Origin of the sequence: Pseudochrobactrum sp. AO18b (assembly GCF_000409565.1) — a bacterium.
Classification (GTDB): domain Bacteria; phylum Pseudomonadota; class Alphaproteobacteria; order Rhizobiales; family Rhizobiaceae; genus Pseudochrobactrum; species Pseudochrobactrum saccharolyticum.
Genome location: NZ_ANNO01000331.1, coordinates 1 through 7,965 on the forward strand (window position 1 = coordinate 1; position 7,965 = coordinate 7,965).

Consider the following 7,965-nt stretch of genomic DNA (forward strand, 5'->3'; position numbering starts at 1 on the left):
GCTGACTTCTCAGCAAATATTACTTTGAGTAAAATTGTCGCCTGCTCTTAAAACCCTCATACTCCAATACGCATCTATCTTAAAAACTGACAGGCTGCGCACAACCGCAATTAATTGCAGTTTTGGCAAATTATTTTTGAATCCCAATAAAAAATTACCGAAAAAGCACCACCTCAAAGTTGCAAAAAATCCGGCGCGCTCACACGGCCGGATTTTTTTATTTCTGAGACTGTGTTTCGAATTACGAAACGCTGCGGCCGTTCATACCGGCATCTTCAGCAGTTGCCATAGAGACATGACATTGAGCAGCGGTTTTCACCAGACCGGCTGCCAGTGCAGCACCTGTACCGGAACCAAGGCTGATATTCAGATCAAGCAATGGTGCCTTACCCATTTTCTCCAGCAACAAGCGATGCCCCTGCTCGGAAGACACGTGGGAGAACAGGCAATGATCCAGCGCATCACCATTCATCGCCAGCAGAATGGCTGCGGCGGCACTGGCGACATAACCGTCAATCAGCACCGGAATTTTCTCGGCACGCGCGGCGAGAATTGCACCGGTGATCGCAGCCAGTTCACGGCCACCCAGACGACGCAGCACTTCCAGCGGATCACGCAGATTACCTTCATTGAGAGCAACGGCTTTTTTCACCGCAGCGATTTTTGCAGGCAACACACTTGCATCTTCACCGGCTGCCAGTGACACCCAGTCCTCAGCCTGACCGCCAAACAGCGCCAGAGAAATCGCAGCCGCAATGGTTGTATTGCCAACGCCCATTTCACCGATGCACAAAAGATCAGTACCACCGGCAATTGCTTCCATGCCAAAAGCCATGGTTGCCGCACAGGTGCGCTCATCCATCGCCGCTGTCACGGTAATATCCTCAGTCGGATGCTCCAGCGCCAGATCAAAAACCTTCAGTCCAAGATCATTGGCAATGCAAATCTGGTTGATGGCAGCGCCGCCGGCAGCAAAATTATTGACCATATCCATAGTTAGCGATTGCGGCTGCGAGCTTACACCCTGCGCCAGCACACCATGATTACCGGCAAAAATTGCCACCAGAGGACGCATGATCTGCGGCTTGGCTTTACCGCTCCATGCAGCCAGCCATTCCGCGATCTCTTCCAGACGCCCGAGTGAGCCGACAGGTTTGCTCAAACGCGCTTCACGTTCACGCACCGCTTCGCCAGCGAATTCGCTCGCTTCCGGAAGCTGGCTGATAAGTTCACGAAAATCATCAAATGGCAGTCCGCTGGTACTCACGTTATCAAATCCGTCTTTTAGCCGCAGAGGGGGAAATTCATCTGCGCCTGCTATACGCCCTGCTCACAGTTTTTCAAAGTGCAGAAAAATGAAATTATTGTGCCCGCAGGCCAAAGCCTCCATATAAAGACATACCCTGCTTCGGCAGGATCATCCGACAGTCTCAGGAACAATGACTTCATGAACCGTTTATTCTGGCTGGTTATCGCAGCAATTGCCATTCTCCTGCTCGTTCTGATCGTCAATGACGAGAGCGGTACAACACTCGGCCTTGCCAATGATGATTTTGCCGATGCGGCCTATATGAGCATTTTCGGCATTGTCGTGGCTGCCGGTTTGCTGGGTTCCGGTATTCCGCTCAATCATATGATGCGCAATATTGCGATCTGGGCGGTGATTATTCTCGGCCTCGTCACCGGCTATCAATATCAGTATGAACTGACCAATATTGCCAATCGCGTCACCGCAGGGCTGATACCGGGTAATGCAATCAGCGGAAATAGTGTTGATGGTGCTGAAACTGTCAGTATCGGTCAGTCGTCCAACGGTCATTTTGAAGTCAATGCACTGGTGAACGACCAGCGCGTGCGCTTCATGGTCGATACCGGTGCCTCCACAATTGTGCTGACACAGGCTGATGCTGAAAAAGTCGGTATTGATGTCAGCAGTCTCAGCTATACAAATCCTGTCAGCACAGCCAATGGCCGCACTATGGCTGCATCGGTACGGTTGCAGGAAATCCGCATCGGCAATATTACCCGTCAGAACCTGCGCGCACTGGTTTCACAGGAAGGCCAGCTCAGCGGCAGCCTGCTGGGTATGAATTTCATGAACAGCCTGAGTGCCTATACTGTGCAGCGCGATCAGTTGATCCTGACCGACTGAAAAACCGTCAAGCTGGACAGGCCGGTCTTTAACCATTATGTCCGCGCAGAAACATCCGCAGAGAAGACGCCGTAAAGAAGATCATTGTGACCAGACCAGAAAAACTCTATGCCGCCAAAACCTTTTCCATCGCGCCTATGCTCGACTGGACGGACAGGCATTGCCGTTTTATGCATCGTCTGCTCACGCGCCATACTTTACTCTATACGGAAATGGTGGTCGCCGATGCTGCCATCCATGGCAAGCGTGACCGTCTGCTCGGCTTCTCGGAACAGGAACATCCTGTCGCTCTGCAACTTGGCGGCTCTGATCCGCTGAAACTTGCCGAGGCCGCTAAAATCGGCGAATCCTTCGGCTATGACGAGATCAATCTCAATGTCGGCTGTCCGTCAGACCGTGTGCAATCGGGCGCTTTCGGTGCCTGCCTGATGCTGACACCGCAACTGGTGGCAGACTGCGTTGCCGCCATGAAACAGGCAGTGAAAATTCCGGTAACGGTGAAATGCCGTATCGGCGTGGATGATCAGGATCAGGAAGCCGCACTCTCAGACCTCAGCCGCATGGTGATTGCGGAAGGCGCAGATGCGTTATGGGTACATGCGCGTAAAGCATGGCTGCAGGGACTATCGCCGAAAGAAAACCGCGATATCCCGCCGCTGGATTATGACCGCGTCTACCGGCTGAAACAGGATTATCCGCAGCATTTTGTCGGCATTAACGGCGGAATTACCAGCCTTGATGACACCACAACCCATTTGCAGCATACAGACGGTGTGATGATGGGTCGAACGGCTTATCACACACCGATGGTGCTGCGTGATGTGGATCGCCTTGTTTATGGTGATGAAACCGCACCGATGTCGATGGAAGAAGTGCTGGACGTGATGTGTGATTATGCTGACCGGCATATTGCGGATGGCGGCCGCCTTGCGCATATCAGCCGCCACATGGTCGGGCTGTTTCAAGGTCAGGCGGGTTCGCGCCGCTGGCGGCAAATTCTCTCGACAGATGCCACACGCAATGATGCGGACAGCAAGATCATCCGCAAAGCCTATCAGGTGATGTGCGAAACCGCTGCCGAGGTGGAAGAAAATAACGCCGCCCGTGCGGGACAGGCAGCGGAATAATTGCAACTATTCTGCAAATATAAAGCGCAGACCTAATCTGCCTTATGGTGAGACGAAAATTGTGCCTTTTGAGAACCGGAGCGCAGCGTACTTATAGTACGTGAGCACCGGAAGCGGAAAAAGGTGCAATTTGCAGGCCATCAGAGGGCAGATCAACTCACTCTTTTAGATTCTCGCCAGACTGAGCGCACCACCGGCACATCGTCAATGGCGTGAACGCGCACGAGATCAGCACGCAGGCCTTCTGCGATTGAACCGCGATCTGTCATACCGACAGCTTTTGCCGGATTGGTGCTGACCATGCGGATAGCCTGCGGCAGATCAATATGCTCCACCACATGAGCAAGGTTGAAAGCGCCCTGCAACATGCTGAAAGGGATGTAATCCGACGAGACAATATCCAGATAGCCTTTTTCGGCCAGTTCCAGAGCAGAGACATTGCCGGAATGGGAGCCGCCGCGCACGACATTCGGCCCGCCCATCATCACGCCGATGCCGTTGGAGTGCGATGCTGCAGCGGCTTCAACCGTTGTCGGGAACTCGGCAACCGCCACACCATGAGCCACGGACTCATCGACATGGGCTTGCGTCGCATCATCATGGCTTGCCAGCATAATGCCGTTGGCATGGCAATAATCAGCAATCAGCGCACGGTTTTTCGCGGAGTTGCGCTGTGATTCACCGACACGGCGGTCACAATAGACCTGATAATCGTCTTCGCTGACTTTGTTCTTGCGCATGAAATAGATGCGGTAAGATTCCATATCCGGAAACTGCCGCTGCCCCGGTGCGTGATCCATCAGGGAAGCAAGGCGCACTCCCGATGCGCCGCGCAGCTGCTCAAACGCACTGATACAATCATTGGAAGAAACTTCGCAGCGCAGATGCAGATAATGTTCTGCGCGCAAACGGCCTTTGCTTTGCGCCGCCTGCAAGGCATCTGCCAGCAATAGCATGTCATCAATCACGACTTCGCATTCGCCGTCATGGCCAACACGCAGCGCATCAAAAACCGTGGTAATTCCCGAGGCGGCGATCTGCGCATCATGCGCCTGAATAGCGGCCAGCGGGTTCCAGCGCACTTTCGGTCGTGGTGCATAATGACCTTCAAGATGATCCGTATGCAGCTCCACCAGACCGGGGATCAGATAATCCCCGTGCATATCCTTACCCGATGCCGAGATTGTATTATCAATCGCAGCAATCTTTCCGTCGCGCATGACAACCGTGCCCCTGATAATTTCATCAGGCAGCACGATCCGTGCATTGGTCAGGATTGTTTCGGCAGATTTACTTTGGTTTGGAGCGGACATATCTTCTCTTAAAGTTTTATAGGACTATTCAGCCGCAGCTTTTTCCAGCTGCAATTCCGCTGAAACCGTATTCTGCGCAGCAACCGGCTTACCCGTCAGCGGGTGAAGCGAGTGCACTTCGAATGGTACACCTGATTCTGCCTCGGTAAACAGAGCCAGATTGGTGATCTTGACCGGTTCATTCAGCACGGGCGCGAAAAACTCTTCCAGCACATTACGCACATGCGCCTGTTTTTCCTCCGGCACTGCGCCGGTCAGGGTCATATGAAAGCGGAATTGCTCGAACACATAAGGATAGCCCCACTGGTCGAGATTGGCACGGTGGATCGCATCCATTTTCTCGGGCTTGCGCTTGGCCAGTTCCTGCGCATTCAACGGCGCACGAAAGCGCTCAAAATGCACCACCACATCATTGGCCAGCTGCTGAAGTTCCGCACAAGGCTCGGACACGACCAGCGCAAAGAAAGGTCCGATCTGCGAAACTTTGAGCTTAGGCAACTGCACAGCCTGATAGCTGGAGGCAAAATGCATCATCGCAGAGAGAAGCTGATGTTCTTCATAATCATCATGCAGGCGAAACGGTGCTTTCAGCGTCGCATGAAAACCGTAGCGGCGCGGCTCTTCAGTCAGAGCACTGACCTCATCAGGGCTGACGGAACCAATCACCGGCGTGCGCACAACCATACCGTTAAAGGCATTGCGGCCAAGCCAGTTTGCAGCCACCCGCAGCAACGGATCATGAGCAGAGGGTGTGAAATATATTCCGTATCGCATAAAAATCCCTTTTTCACAGGTTTACGAACCGGCATGTCAGACGATGTCATACCATGCTTTGCCATAAGTGGCCTGATGATGCGGGCTCTATACAATCACAGTCCGCACCTATTATGACAAGATGCTGAAAAAACGCCTCAATACCTAAAAAACTGAAAAACACCGGACAGGTTTTTACAAAAAGACGTTTTGAATCAACAGAGTTAAGCGTCTTTTGGTCAATCCGGCAATCACATTGGTAAAATAGGTCAGAAAAGATTTCCGATAACTGCCAAAAATCTCAGCCTGAAACGGATGGTATTGATATCCATATGCCATCCGACGATTTTAAATATACTCAGGCTTACAGACCTAATCCGCCGATACAGACATATTTGGTGTCGAGATAGTCTTCGATTCCCTGATGTCCGCCTTCTTTGCCAAGACCGGACTCTTTCAGACCACCAAACGGTGCCTCAACGGTTGAGATCAGTCCTTCATTGACGCCGACGAGACCATATTTCAGCCCTTCCATCACACGGAAGGCGCGGCCAAGATCCTGCGTATAGAAATAGCAGGCAAGGCCGTATTCGGTATTATTGGCCTGTTCGATTACATCTTCTTCGGATTTGAATTTATAAACCGGAGCAACAGGGCCGAAAATTTCTTCTTTAGTGAAACGCATACGCGGTTTGGCATCGGCAATCACGGTCGGCTCGAAATAGCTGCCGCCCAATGCGTGGCGCTTGCCGCCGGTAACAATGCGGCCGCCTTTTTTGGTCGCATCAGCAATAAATTCTTCAACTTTTTCGACTGCATTCATATCAATCAACGGCCCCTGCTGGGTACCGGAATCCATACCATTGCCGACTTTAAGCTGTTCCACAGCTTCTGTGAATTTCTCAACAAAGCGGCTGTAGATTTTGGACTGGACGAAGAACCGGTTGGTGCAAACACAGGTCTGGCCGGAATTGCGGAACTTGGCCGCAATCGCACCGGCAACCGCGCGATCCAGATCAGCATCATCAAAAACGATAAACGGCGCATTGCCACCCAGTTCCATCGAGACTTTTTTGACAGTGCCTGCTGTCTGCTTCATCAGCAGTTTGCCGATTTCGGTCGAGCCGGTAAAGGTCAGTTTGGCAACCTGCGGATTACGGGTCAGTTCGCCGCCGATTTCGCTGGCAGAACCAGTGAGAATATTGACTACCCCCGCCGGAATACCTGCTTCTTCACACAGCACGCCCCATGCCAAACCGGAATAAGGTGTCTGCGTTGCCGGTTTCACCACGACTGTACAGCCCGTTGCCAAAGCAGGGCCGATCTTGCGTGCCAGCATAGAAGACGGGAAATTCCACGGTGTAATCGCCGCGACGACGCCCACCGGCTCTTTGGTCACCATAATACGGCGGTCTGCCCAAGGGGACGGCACCACATCGCCATAAACGCGCCGCGCTTCTTCCGCATACCACAGAATATAGGCGGCAGAGCTTGCTACCTCACCTTTGGCTTCCGTGAACGACTTGCCCTGCTCCATGGTCAGAATTTCAGCCAGTGCATCCTGATTGGCCAAAATCAGATCATGCAATTTACGCATTTTCTGCGAGCGCTCATTGGCTGTGGTTTTGCGCCAGGTTTTAAAGGCTTGTGCAGCGGCTTCAATCGCACGCGCAGTCTCTGCCTTACCGGATTTCGGGATTGTGCCGATCGCCTTGCCGGTCGCCGGATTCATAACATCGATCGTTGCACCGCTATCTGCAGCCACCCACTGGCCGCCGATCAGATTAGCCTGTTTGATAAACCGGCTGGTATTCGCATTCATAACTTCTCTCCTCACGACAATACATGCAATTACCCTCAAAATCGCATGCTTGCTTCCCGCTCAGATCAAGGGCTTTGGCGCGGATAATGTCAAGGGATCAGCGCGAAAAACCGCCTCACCCCCAAACCGCCTGCGCCAGACCGATCCACATTGCCAGCGTAACGGCAGATGCGGCCGTCGCCAGCACCATCGAGGTTGAAGACAGTCCCTGCCCCACGCCGAATCGCGTGGCAATCAAATAGGAGTTAACGCCCGATGGCAGCGCCGCAGCGGTAATTGCCACCTTGGCCGTCAAAGGCGGCAGCCCGACCAGCCATGCCATAGCGAAAACCACAGCAGGCATCAGCATCAGTTTGAAAGAAGCATTCACACCGGCGGCAATCACATTGCCGGAAATGCCGAATTTCTTCAGCCCCATCCCCATCGCAAACAGCGCCAAAGGTCCCGATACATCAGCCAGCATCGAAATCAGCTGCATCGGCAATTGCGGAATGGAAAAGCCCGAAAGGCGTACCAGCCAGCCCGCAAGAATGCCGATAACCAGCGGATTGCGCAGCAGAGACGTGATAAACTTAACCGCCGTGTCATAACGGCTGGTTTCACCGTTGATGATGCCGTCCTTGCGCAAAGCCCATTCATTCAGCATCAGCGATGCGGCCATCATCAGCGGCATATGAATGCTGATAATCAGCGAAATAATCACCAGCCCCGCCTCGCCGTAAACGCCGAGCATCAGCGGCATACCGAGAAAAACCAGATTGGAAAAAGCGCCGGTCACACCGGCGACCACACCCGCCC

7 protein-coding genes are annotated in these 7,965 nt (G+C 52.9%); 2 read left to right on the top strand and 5 right to left on the bottom strand.

The features are described from left to right. Positions 1-241 precede the first annotated feature (241 nt). Positions 242-1,267 carry a nicotinate-nucleotide--dimethylbenzimidazole phosphoribosyltransferase gene (cobT, locus tag A918_RS0113075; protein ID WP_022711500.1) on the bottom strand — a complete coding sequence of 342 codons (1,026 nt, stop codon included), beginning with the start codon at positions 1,265-1,267 and terminating at the stop codon, positions 242-244. 180 nt (positions 1,268-1,447) lie between these two features. Here cobT and A918_RS0113080 point away from each other — a divergent pair, with 180 nt between their 5' ends. Continuing rightward, positions 1,448-2,152 (top strand): TIGR02281 family clan AA aspartic protease, encoded by a 705-nt coding sequence (locus tag A918_RS0113080; RefSeq protein WP_022711501.1) that lies wholly within the window; start codon positions 1,448-1,450, stop codon positions 2,150-2,152. An 86-nt stretch (positions 2,153-2,238) separates the two neighbouring features. Then, positions 2,239-3,279: a tRNA dihydrouridine(20/20a) synthase DusA gene (dusA, locus tag A918_RS20440; RefSeq protein WP_022711502.1), complete on the top strand. Its 1,041-nt coding sequence runs from the start codon at positions 2,239-2,241 to the stop codon at positions 3,277-3,279. 152 nt (positions 3,280-3,431) lie between these two features. Here the strand turns inward: dusA and A918_RS0113090 are convergent, their stop codons facing one another. The 4 genes from A918_RS0113090 to A918_RS0113105 form a co-directional block, all read right to left on the bottom strand. Beyond that, positions 3,432-4,592 carry an alpha-D-ribose 1-methylphosphonate 5-triphosphate diphosphatase gene (locus A918_RS0113090; protein WP_022711503.1) on the bottom strand — a complete coding sequence of 387 codons (1,161 nt, stop codon included), beginning with the start codon at positions 4,590-4,592 and terminating at the stop codon, positions 3,432-3,434. Between the two features lie 24 nt (positions 4,593-4,616). Beyond that, positions 4,617-5,366, bottom strand: coding sequence for a DUF1045 domain-containing protein (locus tag A918_RS20445; protein ID WP_022711504.1), 750 nt, complete (start codon positions 5,364-5,366; stop codon positions 4,617-4,619). 343 nt (positions 5,367-5,709) lie between these two features. After that, positions 5,710-7,167: an NAD-dependent succinate-semialdehyde dehydrogenase gene (locus A918_RS0113100; RefSeq protein WP_022711505.1), complete on the bottom strand. Its 1,458-nt coding sequence runs from the start codon at positions 7,165-7,167 to the stop codon at positions 5,710-5,712. Between the two features lie 115 nt (positions 7,168-7,282). Beyond that, positions 7,283-7,965, bottom strand: a 683-nt coding sequence (locus A918_RS0113105; RefSeq protein ID WP_022711506.1) for an AEC family transporter, incomplete at its 5' end; no start/stop codon positions are given.